Source organism: Pseudomonas sp. PDM28, from assembly GCF_019219115.1.
Lineage (GTDB): Bacteria > Pseudomonadota > Gammaproteobacteria > Pseudomonadales > Pseudomonadaceae > Aquipseudomonas > Aquipseudomonas laurylsulfatiphila.
The window spans coordinates 1-16898 of record NZ_JAHUWG010000018.1; the positions used below are offsets into that span (position 1 = coordinate 1).

The following is a 16898-nucleotide window of genomic DNA, read 5'->3' on the forward strand; positions in this document are numbered from 1 at the left end:
GCGATGCCGATGGCTACTACTGGATCACCGGTCGCGTGGACGACGTGCTCAACGTCTCCGGCCACCGCATGGGCACCGCCGAGATCGAAAGCGCGATGGTCGCGCACCCGAAAGTCGCCGAAGCGGCGGTGGTCGGTGTGCCGCACGACATCAAGGGACAGGGCATTTATGTGTATGTCACCCTGAAAAATGGCGAGGAGCCGAACGAGCAGCTGCGCCTGGAACTGAAAAACTGGGTGCGCAAGGAGATCGGGCCGATTGCTTCGCCGGATGTGATTCAGTGGGCGCCGGGGCTGCCGAAGACTCGTTCGGGCAAGATCATGCGGCGGATTCTGCGCAAGATTGCTACCGCTGAATATGATGGGTTGGGGGATATCTCTACCTTGGCGGATCCGAGTGTGGTGCAGCATTTGATTGATACGCACAAGACGATGAATGTCGCGTAAGCGGCGGTTCTGAGTCATTGAAGCCCCACCTGGCGTTGCGCCGGGTGGGGCTTTTTTATTCTCTGGTTTTTGTGTTGGGCGGGCTGGCCCCATCGCGAGCAAGCTCGCTCCCACAGGTTTTTGCGGTGTGGCTCAGGTCGTGTGTACACCACGAATCCCTGTGGGAGCGAGCTTGCTCGCGATAGCGGTTTGGCAGGCGCTACAGCAACATCTACCAATAAATATCGGTTTCCTCTGTCGGCGTTTTCCTACTGTTACCCGAGATCTTTCAGGTTACTGAATGTGTAACCGCATCGCGCCAATGCGGGGCATTGGGAAACGCCAGGCCCCTTATCCGAGCCTAAAAACCACCGCTGAAAAATAAGACCCCACGCTGCGCTTGCCGGATTAGAAGGGTTTGCCAATAATAGGCCCGCAATTTGCAATATAGATCGGTTCCATATCTTTTGCTCTTGCATGATTTTGCAGGGCTGTCAACGCGCTAAAGCGACTTTCTCGGTGCTTCTGTAATTAGTTGTCGCATTGAAGAAATATCGGCCTCGGGCCTGTCGTTAGAATGCCGATCACTCGCTCGTCGTTGCCCGTGTTGAAATTTCGCACACGCAATGTAGGACGCAGCACTGCTTTCCGGTTCCACTCATTCGCATATTGGGCTGTTGCTCACTCTGCCGTTTTTGCCCTTTACCGATGGAGTCCCAAGATGAAGAAACTCGTGCTGCTTGGCGCCCTGGCACTGTCCGTGCTGTCGCTGCCATCCTTCGCCGATGAAAAGCCTCTGAAAATTGGTATCGAAGCGGCTTACCCTCCGTTCGCTTCCAAAGCACCGGACGGCAGCATCGTTGGTTTCGACTACGACATCGGCAACGCCCTGTGCGAAGAGATGAAGGTCAAGTGCGTGTGGGTCGAGCAAGAGTTCGACGGCCTGATCCCGGCACTGAAAGTGCGCAAGATCGACGCGATCCTGTCGTCCATGTCGATCACTGAAGATCGCAAGAAGTCCGTGGACTTCACCAACAAGTACTACAACACCCCGGCTCGCCTGGTCATGAAGGCCGGCACCCAGGTCAGCGAAGGCCTGACCGAGCTCAAGGGCAAGAACATCGGCGTGCAGCGTGGTTCGATCCACGAGCGTTTCGCCCGCGAAGTCCTGGCCCCGCTGGGTGCCGAGATCAAGCCTTACGGTTCGCAGAACGAAATTTACCTCGACGTGGCCGCCGGCCGCCTCGACGGCACCGTGGCAGACGCTACGCTTCTGGATGACGGTTTCCTGAAAACCGACGCCGGTAAAGGTTTCGCCTTCGTCGGCCCTGCGTTCACCGACGTCAAGTACTTCGGCGACGGCGTAGGCATCGCGGTGCGCAAGGGCGACAAGGCTGAGCTGGACAAGCTCAACGCCGCCATCGCCGCCATTCGCGAGAACGGCAAGTACAAGCAAATCCAGGACAAGTACTTCGCCTTCGATATCTACGGCAAGTAACACGCCCCGGCGACAAGTCCGAAATGGCGCAAGCAGCAGGATCTCTGAGGTTTGCGCCATTTTTTCATCCCAACTTTCGAGGACCTGAATCATGTTGAAAGGCTACGGGGCTGTCATCCTCGATGGCGCTTGGCTGACGCTTCAGCTCGCCTTGTCGTCCATGGCCCTGGCCATCGTTCTGGGCCTGATCGGCGTGGCACTGCGTCTGTCGCCGGTGCGCTGGCTGGCCTGGCTGGGCGACCTGTATTCCACGGTGATCCGCGGTATTCCCGACCTGGTACTGATCCTGCTGATTTTCTACGGCGGCCAGGACCTGCTCAACCGCGTCGCACCGCTGCTCGGTTTTGACGAGTACATCGACCTGAATCCGTTGGCCGCCGGTATCGGCACCCTGGGTTTCATCTTCGGTGCGTACCTGTCGGAAACCTTCCGGGGCGCGTTCATGGCGATCCCCAAGGGTCAGGCCGAAGCCGGCATGGCGTACGGCATGAGCAGTTTGCAGGTGTTCTTCCGGGTGTTGGTACCGCAGATGATTCGTCTGGCGATTCCGGGTTTCACCAACAACTGGCTGGTTCTGACCAAGGCGACCGCGCTGATTTCGGTGGTGGGCCTGCAGGACATGATGTTCAAGGCCAAGCAGGCGGCCGATGCCACCCGCGAACCTTTCACCTTCTTCCTCGCAGTGGCGGCGATGTACCTGGTGATCACCAGTGTGTCGTTGCTGGCATTGCGTCACCTTGAGAAGCGCTACTCGGTAGGCGTAAGGGCGGCTGATCTATGATCTTCGACTACAACGTCATTTGGGAGGCCTTGCCGCTGTACTTCGGCGGCCTGGTGACCACCCTCAAACTGCTCGCGCTGTCGCTGTTCTTCGGCTTGCTGTGCGCATTGCCACTGGGCCTGATGCGCGTCTCGAAGAACTCGGTGGTCAACATGTCCGCCTGGCTCTATACCTACGTGATCCGCGGCACACCGATGCTGGTGCAGCTGTTCTTGATCTACTACGGTCTGGCGCAGTTCGAAGCGGTGCGTGAGAGCTTCCTCTGGCCGTGGCTGTCCAGCGCAACCTTCTGTGCGTGCCTGGCGTTCGCGATCAACACCAGCGCCTACACCGCCGAGATCATCGCTGGCAGCCTGCGGGCCACGCCGAACGGCGAGATCGAAGCGGCCAAGGCCATGGGCATGTCGCGCTTCAAGATGTACAAGCGCATCCTGCTGCCGTCGGCCCTGCGCCGGGCGCTGCCGCAGTACAGCAACGAAGTGATCATGATGCTGCAGACCACCAGTCTGGCGTCCATCGTGACCCTGATCGACATCACCGGTGCCGCGCGCACGGTCAACGCCCAGTTCTACCTGCCGTTCGAGGCCTACATCACCGCCGGCGTGTTCTACCTGTGCCTGACCTTCATCCTGGTGAAGCTGTTCAAGATGGCCGAGCGCCGCTGGCTGGGCTACCTGGCCCCGCGGAAGCACTGATATGGAACGCATCGATCATGCTTTGCCGTGGAGCCACCTGGGCAGCGAACGCCATATTTCGGTGTTCCGCTTCGGTAATGGCGAGCGCAAGGCCTACATCCAGGCCAGTCTGCATGCCGATGAGCTGCCGGGCATGCGCACGGCGTTCGAGCTGAAAAAGCGTCTGGCCGAACTCGAAGCCCAGGGCTTGCTCAACGGTGTGGTCGAACTGGTGCCGGTGGCTAATCCACTGGGTCTGGGTCAACTGCTTCAGGGCAATCATCAAGGGCGTTTCGAGGCGGGCAGCGGCAAGAACTTCAACCGCGATTTCGTCGAGTTGAGCGCACCTGTGGCGGCTGCCTTAGCAGAAAGCCTGGGTGACGATCCGCACGCCAACATTCGCCTGATCCGTCAGGCGATGGTCGATCATCTGGCCGCTTTGCCAGAGGCGAGCAGCCAGTTGCAGGGCATGCAGCGCGTTCTGCTCAGCCACGCCTGTACCGCCGATGTGGTGCTGGATCTGCATTGCGACGCCGAAGCGGCGCTGCACATGTACGCCTTGCCGCAGCACTGGCCGCAGTGGCGTTCGCTGGCTGCGCACCTGAACGTGCGGGTCGGTTTGCTGGCGGAAGATTCCGGCGGCAGTTCGTTCGACGAAGCCTGTTCGTTGCCGTGGTTGCGCCTGTCGCGTCTGTTCCCGCAGGCGCAAATTCCGCTGGCCTGCCTGGCGACTACCATTGAATTGGGTGGTCAGGCCGACACCGGGCGCGCCGAAGCAGAGGCTTATGCCGAAGGCATTCTGGCGTTCCTCGCCGAGCAAGGCCTGATTGGCGGTGAATGGCCAAAAGCTGCGCAAGAGCCTTGCGAGGGCTTGCCGTTCGAAGGCACTGAATTGTTGTTGGCACCACACCCCGGTGTGGTGAGTTTCCTGCGTAAGCCCGGTGAGTGGGTTGAAGCGGGCGACGAGATTTTTGAAGTGATCGATCCGTTGGCGGATCGGGTCAGCACGGTGTGTGCTGGTACGTCCGGGGTGCTGTTTGCCATTGAACGGCTGCGTTATGCCCAACCCGGTTTCTGGCTGGCCAAGGTGGCGGGGCGCGAAGCGCTGCGTCACGGGCGCTTGCTCAACGACTGACTGACTGTTTTTGTGAGAACCGACCGCATGTACAAACTTGAAGTCCAAGACCTGCATAAACGCTATGGCAGTCACGAAGTGCTCAAGGGCGTGTCCCTGAAAGCGGCAGCCGGCGATGTGATCAGCATCATCGGCTCCAGTGGCTCCGGCAAAAGTACCTTCCTGCGCTGCATCAACCTGCTGGAGCAGCCGCACGCGGGCAAGATCCTGCTCAACAACGAAGAGTTGAAGCTGGTGGCGAACAAGGACGGCGCGTTGAAAGCCGCCGACCCGAAACAGCTGCAACGCATGCGTTCGCGCCTGTCGATGGTGTTCCAGCATTTCAACCTGTGGTCGCACATGACCGCGCTGGAAAACATCATGGAAGCGCCGGTGCACGTGCTCGGCGTGTCCAAGGCTGAAGCTCGGGAAAAAGCCGAACACTACCTGAACAAGGTCGGCGTGGCCCATCGCAAAGACGCCTACCCGGGCCACATGTCCGGCGGCGAGCAGCAGCGCGTGGCGATTGCCCGTGCACTGGCGATGGAACCTGAGGTGATGCTGTTCGACGAACCGACCTCGGCCCTCGACCCGGAGCTGGTGGGCGACGTGTTGAAAGTCATGCAGGCCCTGGCCCAGGAAGGCCGGACCATGGTGGTGGTGACCCACGAAATGGGCTTCGCCCGTGAAGTGTCGAACCAGCTGGTGTTCCTGCACAAGGGTGTGGTCGAAGAAAGCGGCAACCCGCGTGAAGTGCTGGTCAATCCGCAATCGGAGCGTCTGCAGCAGTTCCTGTCCGGCAGCTTGAAGTAATCAGGACTGCCGTTGTGCACAGGGTTAGTGCATGCTTCGCAGCCTAAAGGCCAGCCCCAATCCCTGTGGGAGCTGGCTTGCCAGCGATAGCGGTGGGTCAGTTTGCATCTTTGGCACAGACATACCGCCATCGCTGGCAAGCCAGCTCCCACAGTTTGATCTCTATTGGTTTCGAGATTTGCGTTCATTTACGGGCTAGCATTGGCCCATGCCTTCATCTCTGTTCTTCGCTTCGGATTGCCCACCATGACTGCCCATCGAATTGGTTTCCTGATTTGGCCCAGCACTAAAGCACTGACGCTTGCGCTGGCTGAGGAGGCCTTGCGTGTTGCCCAGCGTGTGCATCCGGACGTGGTCTATGAACTGTCGTTCCTGCAGGCCGAAGCCATTACAGAAGCCGCGGCCGACAGCGCCTGGCAATTGCCGGGTGAGGCATGGACCGGCAAGCTGGAAAACTTCCAGAAATTGTTCCTGCTCGCTGACGAGCCGCCGACCGCACTGGCGCCGGCGCTCAGCAGTGCGCTCAAACAGCTGGTGCGCTCCGGTTGCGTGATCGGCGGTCTGTCGGCCGGTGTTTACCCGTTGGCGCAACTCGGCTTGCTCGATGGCTATCGCGCGGCCGTGCATTGGCGCTGGCAGGATGATTTCGCCGAGCGCTTTCCGAAGGTCATCGCCACCAGCCACCTGTTCGACTGGGATCGCGATCGCCTGACCGCGTGCGGCGGCATGTCGGTGCTCGACTTGTTGCTGGCCGTGTTGGCCCGCGACCATGGCGCGGAGCTGGCGGGTGCGGTCTCCGAAGAACTGGTGGTCGAGCGCATCCGCGAGGGCGGCGAGCGCCAGCGTATCCCGTTGCAGAACCGCCTCGGCTCCAGCCATCCGAAGCTCACGCAAGCCGTGTTGCTGATGGAGGCCAACATCGAAGAGCCGCTGACCACCGACGAAATCGCCCAGCACGTGTGCGTGTCCCGTCGGCAGCTGGAGCGGATCTTCAAGCAATACCTCAACCGTGTGCCGAGCCAGTACTACCTGGAACTGCGCCTGAACAAGGCCCGGCAGATGTTGATGCAAACCAGCAAGTCGATCATTCAGATCGGCCTGTCCTGTGGCTTCTCCTCGGGGCCGCACTTCTCCAGCGCCTATCGCAACTTCTTCGGTGCCACGCCGCGGGAAGATCGCAACCAGCGGCGCAGCAGCAGTCCGTTCGAATTGTCATCGGTACCGCCGGAACGCGGTTAGCCAGTACTCAGTCTTCAATGTCGGTGTCGGGCGCCTCATCCACAGGCACCGGCATGTCGGCTATTGCGTCGATACCCAGATCATTCTCGGTTGCGCGAAAGTATGCAGCGATGCGTTGCAAGCTTTGCGCATTGAACGGGTTGCCGCTGAAGTCAAAGCTTTCTCCGGCGCCCGGGTCCACCTCCATGAGTTCGGGCGGCATCTCGGTAATGGCGTTGAAGCTCAGGTCGACGTCGGTCCAGGTCGTGATGCTCAGCACGCCCTTGGGGATTTCAGTGATGCCCGTATGGCTCAAGTCCAGTGAGGATATTTCTGTCATGTGGCTAAGGTCAGGGCTTGGGCCGAGTGGGTTGTCCCGCAGGCTCAAGTGGTCAAGGTGCTCCATGCCCGCCAGGGCCTCTACCGTTTCCTGAGTCAGCGTAATGCCACACTCCGACAAGCTCAGCACCGACAACTTGCCCATTCTGAAGATGGCTTCGGGAAGGTTGCCCAGTTGGTATCCCCGAATGGTCAGGGTGTCCAGGTTGGCAAAACTGTCCAGGAACCGGCCAAGTCTTGGTGCAATGCCATGGGCGGTCGTCAGGTACATTTCGGGCACATGACTGAAGTCGGCTGACAGCGTCGGCAGGTCACCCATGATTGCCAGGTGTGAGACGAATCCGTACTCACCCACGGCAATGTTTTCGATGGGGATCTGGCGCCAACAGCGTTCCAGGTTTTGCTTGAATTCGTCTCTTTTGACGTGCTCGGCAAACATCTCGTCGGCCGTCAGCGGGGCGCCAGTAACGGAATGGGTGTCGGGCACATCAGCCGTCCACCGGCTCAGCTCGGTACCGAGTCGGGTGAGTTCGAGCTCGCGACGGGTCAGGTCGGCTCGACCCTCTGCGAGGGTGCCGGGTAAGCGATAGACGAAGTCGCTGGCCTCTTCGTTGTCCAGACTTGGGTAGAGGGCTTTGACGCGATCGATATCGACCTGTTCGGCATGGACTCCAAAGTCCTGTTCGGTTCGCTGATAGTGACGCTTGATGTGTTCCCGGGTGCTCGGGGACATAGGGTTGTTGCCAAAATCAAATCCCTCGGTGATGTTTCCGGGCAGATCGAAGAGGGTGGTGGGCAATTCGGTGATCTGGTTGTCATTCAAAATGGCGGTTCGAATGCTCGGGTGATTCACCAGGCCGTCGGGAATGCGGTTAATTCCGGTACCGGAAAGATCGACGTAGTTCAGCTTCGGCATGTTTGCCAGGGAAGGGCACTCACCGAGCGGGTTTTTATACAGGTCGAGCGCAGTCAATTGATTCAGGCCAGACAGGGTGGCGCGACTCTGTTCTGTGAGGGTCACGGCGCAGTCGCTGAGGATGAGTGCGTCGAGTTGGGGCCATTGGGCAATGGCGTCCGGCAACTGCCCCAGTTCGAAGTTGCGTAGTGCCAGGCGGTTGAGGCTGGAAAACCCCTTCAAAAAATCATTCACGCCCTGGGTGGCACGATGACCTTCAAGCGTCACGCTGCGCACGTGAGGGAAATCGACGTTCAACTTTGGCAGCTCGCCAACAACCGGCTGGGAAAACTCAAAGGAAACCGGTACGCCATGGGCGCTGTCGTAGGTGGCCTGACGCCGCCAGCCGTCGAGCAAACTGGCTGTCATTTGCCGACGCGCAAGCCGTTGACTGGCGAGCTGCTCGATGCTCAAGCGGATTTGCGTGCCCGGAACATACAGTGGGATCTCTTCGCGCCAGGCGTTCAATTGCTCAAACAATTGCGCGTGTTGATAGAACAGGCGCTGGAGTTCTGCGCGCGGTCCGCCGGGCGTGCCTTGCAATCGTGCGGCAAAGGCTTGCAGTTCCTCTGGGCTCAGATGGGGAAACAGCCGATAGATGTGGCTTTGTAATGAAGGGGTATTGGCCGGCATCCGGTGATAACCATCGCCCCCGCCCAGCAAGCGCATCACCGCCGGATCGTAGGCAGGCTTGATATTCGGCCGTTGCGCCAGCAGTGCACGCAATGATTCACGAGTGAGCGCGTGGGTGCGAATCAGCTGCTTGAGCCTTTCGCCCTCACCGATGTTGAGGTCGAGGGCGATTCGCTCGCTGTCGGGCAGTGCCTGTAACAGGCTGGAATAGAGGGAGTCGGTGCTACTGAGCTGTTCACCGGCGTCGTCGTAGGCCTGATAAGCCCCTTCATCGGTCAATACCAGCACCTTGCGCACGAGCGCATCCGGCTCGCCAATACTGTCGATCAGCGGCCCATTGTGGGTGTATTGGCGGATTTCCAGGCGCAGTTGTCCCGACCAGCCAGGTAAGCGTTCCAGGGTGTGTAACGCCAGGCGATCGGTGTCGAGATGGTTGCGCGTCGAGTACAGCTCGAGCCCCTCATAAGCGCGAGTGACGCGCACTTGCAGGCCGGCCTCCTGTGCCAGTTCCGTGAGGCGTTTGGACAATGCTCCACGCTCCAGTTGCTCGCGTTCAGCGGCACTGGCGCTGTCGAGCAGTGCTTCGGCGAGGCTGGTTGGCAAACCGGGCTCGCTGTCGATAATGCGCTGGACCAAGGGGCGCGCACCTTGTTCGATTTTGCGGTAGCGCTGGCTGAAGAGGGTTTCCCGTTTGTCGGCGGCAAGCGTTGTCAGGTAGCGGCGCACTGAGCGTGCGTCGGTGTTGTCGAGGTGTTGCAACAGGGTGTTGATCAGGTCGCCATCGTCCAGTTGCGCCAGGTTGATCTGCACCACGACCTGGTTGCCCATGCCGCGCTCCCAGAGGGTTTCTCCTGTTGCATCGGCCAGTCGCAGCCCCTTGTCCGCTGGCCAGTTACCGTAGTCGCAGAGCAGTTCCAGTTGCATCAGCGGATCAGCCTTCAGGTAATCGTCCGCACGATTGCTGCCGATTTGATCAATGAAGATCTGCAGGTCCTGATCAATCTTGAAGCGTTTGAGGGTGTCGGCCAGCAGCGGCGGCAGTTGTTCGGCGTCGACATGCATCTTGCGCAAGGCGTTTTCGTGGCAGCCGCTGATGGTGAGGATGCGCTCGCGTTCGCTCGCGGAAAAACGCTGCATGTCCGGACCGAGACGTCGCAGCAGGGTGTCCTGGTCCCAGGTCAGTGGCTGCTCGAGTTCGGTGTGCCAGGCCCCTTTTCCGTTGTGCCTCAGGGTGGGTTGGTACGCTTCGGGACGCGTGGGGTGCTGGATGCGATGGCGCCCGGTCAGCGGATCTTCGGTCACGGAGTAACGGCGGTTGTCCAGTGTCAGCAGGGTTTTGCCTTGGTGGGTGTGCAGTCCCATCGAGTCGGGTTTCGCGTCGTTGGGGATCGCGACGGTTTTTTCGTAAGGCGTCAGGTCGGGCTGCCAATAGCGGGTTTCGCCATTGGGGCGTTTCACGGCGTTGAAGCGGTCGATGAATTGCACGACTTCCCGGGGCAGGACCGCGCGAAATTCGCTGACGGCGATCATGCCACCTGCCGCGAAAGTGCCCAGTTGCACTGCAGATTCAACCATCCCCATGAAATGCTCGAAGGCTTCGTTGGTCAGGCCTTCTGCCCAGTCGATAACACCTTCGAAGGTGTCATCCAGCAGCTGATAGGCCGTGTAAGCCAGCATCAGCTCGCCTAGGAACGGGAAGAACGGCAACGCGATGAAGGCTGCGGTGTTCAGCAGCGCCGAGGCGATTTCCGTGAAGGAGTCCCATAACGCCCATCGGGCCTTGCGGTCGACCGTGGCCGTCGACACGGCGATCACGCGCGCGTCATTGAGGATCTTGTCGAGTTTGCGTTGATAGAGATGAGCCCACAGGTCACCTCTGATCGGCGTGACTGCCATTTGCAGGTCGGGACGCTGGTTGGGGGTTTCTCTCCAGGTCGGCCGTGGATCGCCAGGTGGGACCGGTTGCCAGGTGATGGGATCGAGGCGGTTGTTCAGCTCGGCGAAGAAGTAACCGCGGTCTTCATGATTGATAAAACGACTGAAAAACTGTTGATAGTCGGGCGCCCGCAGGCGCTGGCCCAGTTCCTCGGCGAATGCCGCCGATGAGGGGTATTGCTTGATGGGGTGTTCGGGGTCGTCAGGAATGTAGGCCACTACCCGGACCTCTTCGCGGGCGCGCTCCAGTCCCGGGGCGAACAGCACGATGCCGGTCAGGCGGGCATTCATGATCGTCAGGTCATGGCATCGCCAGGATTGGCCGTGTGCATCGGAGAGCAGGCGAAGGAGTGGCTGATGAACGTCGCTGGTCAGCAGGTTTTGCATCTGCGCCATCTGCAGGGCAGCGGTCAGTGCGGTTTTTTGGCTTTCGCGAATTTTCGGTTGCAGGATCGCCGCAGCCACCGGGTTGCTGATGCCAAGGTTGTCTTCCAGGTACTTTCTATAGCGCTCGCCAATGTCGAGCTCGCGGCATAGTTGGGTGAACGCCGTGATTGGCATCTTCGCCAGAATCTGTGGCAGGGTGCTGAATTGCCCGGTGGAAGAGGGCGCGGTGATGTAAGTCGAGGCGGGTTCAAAGGCGTCGGCTTCGGTTTCGGCGCTTTCGAAGTTGTGCAGCGCAGCGTCCAGCAACGACACGGTCCAGGTGCGCGCGGCTCCCGACTTCAGGCGCAGCCAGGGGATGTGCGCGGGAATGTATAGGCGCAGAAAGATTTTACTGACGTCCACTTCCAGGCCGAAACGTGTCTTGAGTGCGCCCTTGAGCATGGGTTCGGCGAAGGCTGCGGGGTTCAGCAGATTCGCCAGGGCCTGATCGACCCGGTTCTGGCTCACCGTCTGCCGGGTAATGAGTCGGCCGAGTTCGGCGTGCTGGGCTGCAGATGCATCCCTGATGGGGTTGGGCAACACCGGCTTGATGTTGCGCAGCGCTTCACGCCGTTTTGGCGTGGTTTGGCGAAGCCAGGGTGGAATGACATTCATCAGATGCTGGTAATGCGCGTCGGGCCTGAAAGTCTCAGGGATGTCGGGATTTTCGGTATTCATGGGGAGAGGTCCACCCTTGCGGTTGATAGACCGTCAGGAAAACCCGTAATCGAAGACGACACGCGGTACATATCTACCGCATTCATGGAATCGGCATGGGTTACGACACAGCGACCTGCCGTAAACGTGCGCCGCCAGTTAAACTGCGCCTTTGCGACCCTATATGTCGCATTGCCGTAAACCCGGGAAAATCCGGGGTTTGCGCTATAAGAAGTTGTCGCTTGGCGGCAAGGCCGGGCTGAAAACTGTCCTTACAATCCCCCCATCGCTCGCCAGTTTCAGGCGAGTGTTTTCTCTTCAGGAGACTCCGATGTCCGTTGAGCACGCTGCGGTACAACGCGCCGATTTCGATCAGGTAATGGTTCCCAACTATGCGCCTGCCGCATTCATTCCTGTGCGTGGCGCCGGTTCCCGCGTCTGGGACCAGTCCGGTCGCGAGCTGATCGACTTCGCCGGCGGGATTGCCGTTAACGTATTGGGCCACGCGCATCCGGCGCTGGTCGGTGCCTTGACCGAGCAGGCGAACAAGCTGTGGCACGTGTCCAACGTGTTCACCAATGAGCCGGCCCTGCGCCTGGCGCACAAGCTGGTCGACGCCACCTTTGCCGACCGCGCCTTCTTCTGCAACTCCGGCGCCGAAGCCAACGAGGCTGCCTTCAAGCTGGCCCGTCGTGTCGGTTTCGACCGTTTCGGCAGCGAGAAGTACGAGATCATCGCCGCGCTCAACAGCTTCCACGGCCGTACCCTGTTCACTGTGAACGTCGGTGGCCAGTCGAAGTACTCCGATGGCTTCGGTCCGAAGATCACCGGCATCACCCATGTGCCGTACAACGATCTGGCCGCGCTGAAAGCCGCCATTTCCGACAAGACTTGCGCTGTGGTGCTGGAGCCGATCCAGGGCGAAAGCGGTGTCATCCCGGCTGAACTCGAATACCTGCAAGGTGCCCGCGAACTGTGCACCGCGCACAACGCATTGCTGATCTTCGACGAAGTGCAAACCGGCATGGGCCGCACCGGCCACCTGTTCGCCTACCAGCATTACGGCGTGACTCCGGACATCCTGACCAGCGCCAAGAGCCTGGGCGGTGGTTTCCCGATCGCGGCCATGTTGACCACTGAAGACCTGGCCAAGCACCTGGTCGTCGGCACCCACGGCACCACCTACGGCGGCAACCCGCTGGCGTGTGCGGTCGCGGAAGCTGTGATCGACGTGATCAACACCCCTGAAGTGCTGGCCGGCGTCAAGGCCAAGCACGACAAGTTCAAGGCGCGCCTTGAGCAGATCGGCGAAAAATACGGCCTGTTCACCAAGGTCCGTGGCATGGGCCTGTTGATCGGCTGCGTGTTGAGCGATGCGTGGAAAGGCAAGGCCAAGGACATCTTCAACGCCGCTGAAAAAGAAGGCCTGATGGTCCTGCAAGCCGGCCCGGACGTGGTGCGTTTCGCGCCAAGCCTGGTGGTGGAAGACGCCGATATCGATGCCGGCCTGGACCGCTTCGAACGTGCCGCGGCAAAACTGACGCAAGCCTGATAGACCCTTCGACGCCTGACCGTTCAGGCGTCGAACCCAATTTTATATGCCGGGCACATTCCCTGTGGGAGCGGGCTTGCCCGCGATGAGGGCCTGACAGCCGACTTCATTGTTATCTGACAGGACGCCATCGCGGGCAAGCCCGCTCCCACAGGATTCGGGCATGTTTTCTATAGATACCTTAAGAGAAAAGGAGTGACACCATGCTGGTGATGCGCCCCGCGCAAATGGCTGATCTGGGCGAGGTACAGCGTCTGGCTGCGGACAGTCCGATTGGTGTCACTTCCTTGCCGGATGACGTTGAGCGCCTGAGCGACAAAATCGCGGCAAGCGAAGCCTCGTTCGCCGCCGAAGTGAGCTTCAACGGTGAGGAAAGCTATTTCTTCGTCCTCGAAGACAGTGCCACCGGCAAGCTGGTCGGTTGCTCGGCCATCGTGGCGTCGGCCGGTTACTCCGAGCCGTTCTACAGCTTTCGCAACGAAACCTTCGTGCACGCTTCGCGCGAGCTGAAGATTCACAACAAGATCCACGTGCTCTCCCAGTGCCACGACCTGACCGGCAACAGCTTGCTGACCAGCTTCTACGTGCAGCGCGATCTGGTGGGTTCGCCGTGGTCGGAACTCAACTCCCGAGGCCGCTTGCTGTTCGTGGCCAGCCATCCGGAGCGTTTTGCCGATTCCGTGGTGACCGAGATCGTCGGTTACAGCGATGAAAACGGCGACTCGCCATTCTGGGATGCCATCGGGCGCAACTTTTTCGACCTCAACTACGCTGAAGCCGAGCGTCTGTGCGGTCTCAAGAGCCGTACGTTCCTCGCCGAACTGATGCCGCATTACCCGATCTACGTGCCCCTGCTGCCGGACTCCGCGCAAGAAGCGATGGGCCAGGTGCACCCGCGGGCGCAGATCACCTTCGACATCCTGATGCGCGAAGGCTTCGAGACCGATCACTACATCGACATTTTCGACGGCGGCCCGACCCTGCATGCCCGCGTCTCGGGGATCCGTTCGATCGCCCAGAGCCGCGTAGTGCCGGTGAAGATCGGCGAGCCGGTCAAAGGTGTCGGTCGCCAGTACCTGGTGGCTAACGCCCAGTTGCAGGACTACCGCGCAGTCATGCTCGAGCTTGACTACGCGCCGGGTAAACCGGTGACCCTGGACCTGGAAGCGGCCGAAGCCCTGGGTGTCGGTGAAGGTGCCAGCGTGCGCCTGGTGGCGGTTTAACACCTGCTGCTATGCCTATAAAGAGTGAATGCTTAGTAAAGCAGCGAGTTTCACGGGTGGCGCAAGCGGCCCGTTTGAGGAGATAGCATGATCGTTCGTCCCGTACGCAGCAGCGATTTACCCGCTCTGATCGACCTGGCCCGCAGCACCGGCACCGGCCTGACCACCTTGCCGGCCAACGAAGAACGTCTGGCCCATCGGGTCGGCTGGGCCGAGAAGACCTTTCGCGGCGAAGCCGGGCGGGGCGATGCGGACTACCTGTTCGTGCTCGAAGACGACGACGGTCGCGTGGTGGGCATTTCCGCCATTGCCGGCGCCGTCGGCCTGCGAGAGCCGTGGTACAACTTCCGGGTCGGTCTGACGGTCAGCGCTTCCCAAGAGCTGAACATCTATCGCGAAATCCCGACGCTGTTCCTGGCCAACGACCTGACCGGCAACTCCGAGCTGTGCTCGTTGTTCCTGCACGCCGATTACCGCAGCGGTCTCAACGGTCGCATGCTGTCCAAGGCGCGGATGCTGTTCATCGCCGAATTCCCGCAACTGTTCGGCAACAAGATCATCGCCGAAATGCGCGGTGTTTCCGACGAAGCCGGGCGTTCGCCGTTCTGGGAAAGCCTGGGGCGTCACTTCTTCAAGATGGAATTCAGCCAGGCCGATTACCTGACTGGCGTGGGCAACAAGGCGTTCATCGCCGAACTGATGCCGAAATTCCCGCTGTACACCTGCTTCCTGTCGCCGGATGCGCGCAACGTGATCGGTCAGGTTCACCCGGACACCGAACCGGCGCTGGCCATGCTCAAGAGCGAAGGTTTCAGTTACCAGGGCTACGTCGACATCTTCGACGCAGGCCCGGCCATCGAATGCGAAACCGGCAAGATCCGTGCAGTTCGCGACAGCCAGGCGCTGGTGCTGGCCGTCGGCACGCCGGGTGACGACGCCACGCCATTCATCATCCATAACCGCAAGCGAGAAGACTGCCGCATCACTGCTGCGCCGGCACGTCTGGCCGCCGGCACCCTGGTGGTCGATCAGCAGACCGCCAAACGTCTTCAACTCAACGCTGGCGATCAAGTGCGCGCCGTGGCGTTGTCCGCAGCTCGGGAGTCGAAATAATGAAGTCGCTTTACATTGCAGGTGAATGGCTGACCGGTCAGGGCGAAGCCTTCGAATCGCTGAACCCGGTGACCCAGCAGGTGCTGTGGTCCGGCGTCGGTGCCACCGCCGCTCAGGTCGAGTCGGCTGTGCAGGCGGCGCGTCAGGCGTTCCCGGGCTGGGCGCGGCGTACCCTGGAAGAGCGTATCTCGGTGCTGGAGGCCTTTGCTGCCGCGCTGAAGAATCATGCGGACGAACTGGCCCGCACCATCGGCGAAGAAACCGGCAAACCCCTGTGGGAAGCGGCGACCGAAGTCACCAGCATGGTCAACAAGATCGCCATCTCGGTACAGAGCTACCGCGAACGTACCGGCGAGAAGAGCGGCCCGCTCGGCGACGCCACCGCTGTGCTGCGCCACAAGCCTCACGGTGTAGTCGCGGTGTTTGGTCCTTACAACTTCCCGGGCCACTTGCCGAACGGCCACATCGTGCCGGCACTGCTGGCGGGTAACAGCGTGCTGTTCAAGCCAAGCGAGCTGACACCGAAAGTGGCCGAACTGACGGTCAAGTGCTGGATCGAGGCCGGTCTGCCGGCGGGCGTGTTGAACCTGCTGCAAGGCGCTCGCGAAACCGGTATCGCCCTGGCGGCGAACCCGGGCATCGACGGTCTGTTCTTCACCGGTTCCAGCCGTACCGGCAACCATCTGCACCAGCAATTCGCCGGTCGTCCGGACAAGATCCTCGCGCTGGAGATGGGCGGTAACAACCCGCTGGTGGTCGATCAGGTCGCCGACCTCGATGCCGCGGTGTACACCATCATTCAGTCGGCGTTCATCTCCGCCGGCCAGCGTTGCACCTGTGCCCGCCGCTTGCTGGTGCCGCAGGGCGTCTGGGGCGATTCGCTGCTGGCGCGCCTTGTTGCCGTCAGCGCGACTATTGAAGTCGGTGCTTTCGATCAACAACCGGCACCGTTCATGGGCTCGGTGGTTTCCCTCGGCGCGGCAAAAGCGCTGATGGATGCCCAGCAACACCTGTTGGCCAATGGCGCCGTGGCGCTGCTGGAAATGACCCAGCCTCAGGCTCAGTCGGCCCTGCTGACCCCTGGCATCCTGGACGTGACCGCCGTTGCCGATCGTCCTGACGAAGAGCTGTTCGGCCCGTTGCTGCAAGTGATCCGCTACGCTGATTTTGAAGCGGCGATCGCTGAAGCCAACGACACTGCCTACGGTCTGGCCGCCGGTCTGCTGTCGGACTGCGAAGCGCGTTACCAGCAATTCTGGCTGGAAAGCCGTGCCGGTATCGTCAACTGGAACAAGCAACTGACCGGTGCCGCGAGCAGCGCGCCCTTCGGCGGCGTCGGCGCCTCGGGCAACCACCGCGCCAGTGCCTACTACGCGGCGGATTACTGCGCGTACCCGGTGGCCTCGCTGGAAACGCCGAGCCTGGTGATGCCTGCTGCTCTTACGCCTGGCGTGAAAATGGCGTAGCGCCCATTCGCGGGCAAGCCCGCTCCCACAGTGGTTGAGTGGAACACAAGATGTGTGAACACCACCGAACCTGTGG

Annotated in this window: 11 protein-coding genes and 1 pseudogene; 11 read left to right on the forward strand and 1 reads right to left on the reverse strand. The window is 60.7% G+C overall.

Annotated features, from left to right (window positions below; translation table 11 throughout):
* The 7 genes and pseudogenes from KW841_RS29065 to argR all read left to right on the forward strand — a co-directional run.
* Positions 1-446: pseudogene (locus KW841_RS29065) on the forward strand (acetyl-coenzyme A synthetase); the annotation flags it as partial.
* Between the two features lie 700 nt (positions 447-1146).
* Positions 1147-1923, forward strand: a complete 777-nt coding sequence (locus KW841_RS29070) for an ABC transporter substrate-binding protein (RefSeq protein ID WP_008049550.1) — start codon at positions 1147-1149, stop codon at positions 1921-1923.
* 91 nt (positions 1924-2014) lie between these two features.
* Entirely contained in the window at positions 2015-2704 is a 690-nt protein-coding gene (locus tag KW841_RS29075) for an ABC transporter permease (RefSeq protein ID WP_007971008.1), read from the forward strand.
* Positions 2701-3399: an ABC transporter permease gene (locus KW841_RS29080; protein WP_007971009.1), complete on the forward strand. Its 699-nt coding sequence runs from the start codon at positions 2701-2703 to the stop codon at positions 3397-3399. The genes KW841_RS29075 and KW841_RS29080 overlap by 4 nt, the downstream gene beginning before the upstream one ends.
* Before the next feature lies 1 nt (position 3400).
* Entirely contained in the window at positions 3401-4513 is a 1113-nt protein-coding gene (locus KW841_RS29085; RefSeq protein ID WP_218480716.1) for a M14 family metallopeptidase, read from the forward strand.
* A 27-nt stretch (positions 4514-4540) separates the two neighbouring features.
* Positions 4541-5305, forward strand: a complete 765-nt coding sequence (locus tag KW841_RS29090; protein WP_007971015.1) for an ABC transporter ATP-binding protein — start codon at positions 4541-4543, stop codon at positions 5303-5305.
* A gap of 246 nt (positions 5306-5551) precedes the next feature.
* Positions 5552-6544 carry a transcriptional regulator ArgR gene (gene argR / locus KW841_RS29095; RefSeq protein ID WP_015096503.1) on the forward strand — a complete coding sequence of 331 codons (993 nt, stop codon included), beginning with the start codon at positions 5552-5554 and terminating at the stop codon, positions 6542-6544.
* A 7-nt stretch (positions 6545-6551) separates the two neighbouring features.
* Here argR and KW841_RS29100 read toward each other — a convergent pair whose 3' ends face one another.
* A complete protein-coding gene (locus KW841_RS29100; RefSeq protein ID WP_218480717.1) occupies positions 6552-11489 on the reverse strand; it encodes a dermonecrotic toxin domain-containing protein in 4938 nt (1645 codons plus the stop codon).
* 310 nt (positions 11490-11799) lie between these two features.
* Between KW841_RS29100 and KW841_RS29105 the strand changes: the two genes are divergently transcribed.
* The 4 genes from KW841_RS29105 (at position 11800) to astD (ending at position 16822) form a co-directional block, all read left to right on the forward strand.
* Entirely contained in the window at positions 11800-13020 is a 1221-nt protein-coding gene (locus KW841_RS29105) for an aspartate aminotransferase family protein (protein WP_007971021.1), read from the forward strand.
* Positions 13021-13223: 203 nt separating this feature from the next.
* Positions 13224-14243, forward strand: a complete 1020-nt coding sequence (gene aruF, locus KW841_RS29110; protein WP_007971023.1) for an arginine/ornithine succinyltransferase subunit alpha — start codon at positions 13224-13226, stop codon at positions 14241-14243.
* Positions 14244-14330: 87 nt separating this feature from the next.
* Positions 14331-15356 carry an arginine N-succinyltransferase gene (gene astA / locus KW841_RS29115; protein ID WP_007971025.1) on the forward strand — a complete coding sequence of 342 codons (1026 nt, stop codon included), beginning with the start codon at positions 14331-14333 and terminating at the stop codon, positions 15354-15356.
* Positions 15353-16822: a succinylglutamate-semialdehyde dehydrogenase gene (gene astD, locus KW841_RS29120; RefSeq protein ID WP_218480721.1), complete on the forward strand. Its 1470-nt coding sequence runs from the start codon at positions 15353-15355 to the stop codon at positions 16820-16822. The genes astA and astD overlap by 4 nt, the downstream gene beginning before the upstream one ends.
* Positions 16823-16898 lie beyond the last annotated feature (76 nt).

What these genes read in the sequence shown, in the direction of transcription:
- KW841_RS29075 (WP_007971008.1), top strand. Translation starts at nt 2,015, where the DNA reads ATGTTGAAAGGCTACGGGGCTGTCATCCTCGATGGCGCTTGGCTGACG.
- KW841_RS29080 (WP_007971009.1), top strand. Translation starts at nt 2,701, where the DNA reads ATGATCTTCGACTACAACGTCATTTGGGAGGCCTTGCCGCTGTACTTC.
- KW841_RS29105 (WP_007971021.1), top strand. Translation starts at nt 11,800, where the DNA reads ATGTCCGTTGAGCACGCTGCGGTACAACGCGCCGATTTCGATCAGGTA.
- astA (WP_007971025.1), top strand. Translation starts at nt 14,331, where the DNA reads ATGATCGTTCGTCCCGTACGCAGCAGCGATTTACCCGCTCTGATCGAC.
- KW841_RS29085 (WP_218480716.1), top strand. Translation starts at nt 3,401, where the DNA reads ATGGAACGCATCGATCATGCTTTGCCGTGGAGCCACCTGGGCAGCGAA.
- aruF (WP_007971023.1), top strand. Translation starts at nt 13,224, where the DNA reads ATGCTGGTGATGCGCCCCGCGCAAATGGCTGATCTGGGCGAGGTACAG.
- KW841_RS29090 (WP_007971015.1), top strand. Translation starts at nt 4,541, where the DNA reads ATGTACAAACTTGAAGTCCAAGACCTGCATAAACGCTATGGCAGTCAC.
- KW841_RS29100 (WP_218480717.1), bottom strand. Translation starts at nt 11,489, where the DNA reads ATGAATACCGAAAATCCCGACATCCCTGAGACTTTCAGGCCCGACGCG.
- argR (WP_015096503.1), top strand. Translation starts at nt 5,552, where the DNA reads ATGACTGCCCATCGAATTGGTTTCCTGATTTGGCCCAGCACTAAAGCA.
- KW841_RS29070 (WP_008049550.1), top strand. Translation starts at nt 1,147, where the DNA reads ATGAAGAAACTCGTGCTGCTTGGCGCCCTGGCACTGTCCGTGCTGTCG.